A 1034-nucleotide genomic window follows, 5' to 3' on the forward strand; every position below is an offset into this window, starting at 1 on the left:
CACCTCGTGCGCGGCCTGCGTGAGCCGCTCGCCCCACTCCGGCGGCAGCGCGCCGACGCCGACGTCCACGCTGCGGAAGGAGTAGCCGTGCTCGACGGTCAGCGCGCACCACACGACGTCCTCGACGCCGTCCTCGCCGATCAGGATGTCCGCGGCCGGGCAGCCGACGCCCTCGGCGTGCTCCTGGAAGCGCTGGATCAGGATCGGGAACGCGAAGAACGAGTCCCGGCCCGCGTTGTCCAGGAACTCCTCGACGGCGCCCGGCGCGTCGGAGACCACGCCCGAGCCGTCGCCGGCCACGCCGAAGAGCGTGCGGGCGATCACCTTGCCGTAACGGTCGGTCATCGCCTTCAGACCGCCACGCAGCTCCACCCAGTTGCCCGCCACCATGCCCGGCGCGACGTCGATGCCCGGCAGCTCGCGGGCCAGGTCCAGCGGGCTGATCTTGGAGTCCAGGTAGAGGCTCGCCCAGTAGGCGTCCTCGTCGACGTGGTCCAGCTCCACCGCCTTGCCCCAGCCGCGCACCAGCGCCGCGAGCAGGTACGTCTCGTCGGTCGGGCCGACGATCTGCAGCTTCACCACCTCGTACGGCTCCAGTAGTTCGCGCAGCCGCACCTGCGCCTCGCCGTCCTTGAGGAAGTCCTCCACCAGCAGGCCGGTGCGCCGGGCCGGCGACACCACCGGCGCCGGGTCCAGGCCCAGCGTCCGGTGGATGTCGTCGAACCACTGCCGGTTCCAGCCGAGGGGGAGCACCAGGACCCGGGGGTTGGTGCTCCAGAAGACCGAGTGCTCGCACTCGTACGTGCCGCTGAACCGCACCACCCGCTCGCGCTCCTCACCGGTGAGGTGCAGGGCGGGATTGCGCAGGTGGTACTCGGCACTGTTGGGGACGATGAGCTCGACGACTTGCGACATCTGCGGGGTCCTCTCTCAGAACTCGGCTGCTGGAGACGGGCGTTGAGGTGCTACGCGTCCTGGGACAGCTCCTGGGCGATCTCCCAGACGGTCCCGGCCGGGTGGGGGAAGGTCGCCGT

At 70.9% G+C, this 1034-nt stretch carries 1 protein-coding gene; it reads right to left on the bottom strand.

Annotated elements, in window-relative coordinates:
* Positions 1-915 (bottom strand): hypothetical protein (locus AB0O00_RS41370; RefSeq protein ID WP_363659809.1); only part of this gene is annotated, 915 nt, incomplete at its 3' end.
* Positions 916-1034 lie beyond the last annotated feature (119 nt).

Source organism: Kitasatospora sp. NPDC093558 (assembly GCF_040683475.1).
Classification (GTDB): domain Bacteria; phylum Actinomycetota; class Actinomycetes; order Streptomycetales; family Streptomycetaceae; genus Kitasatospora.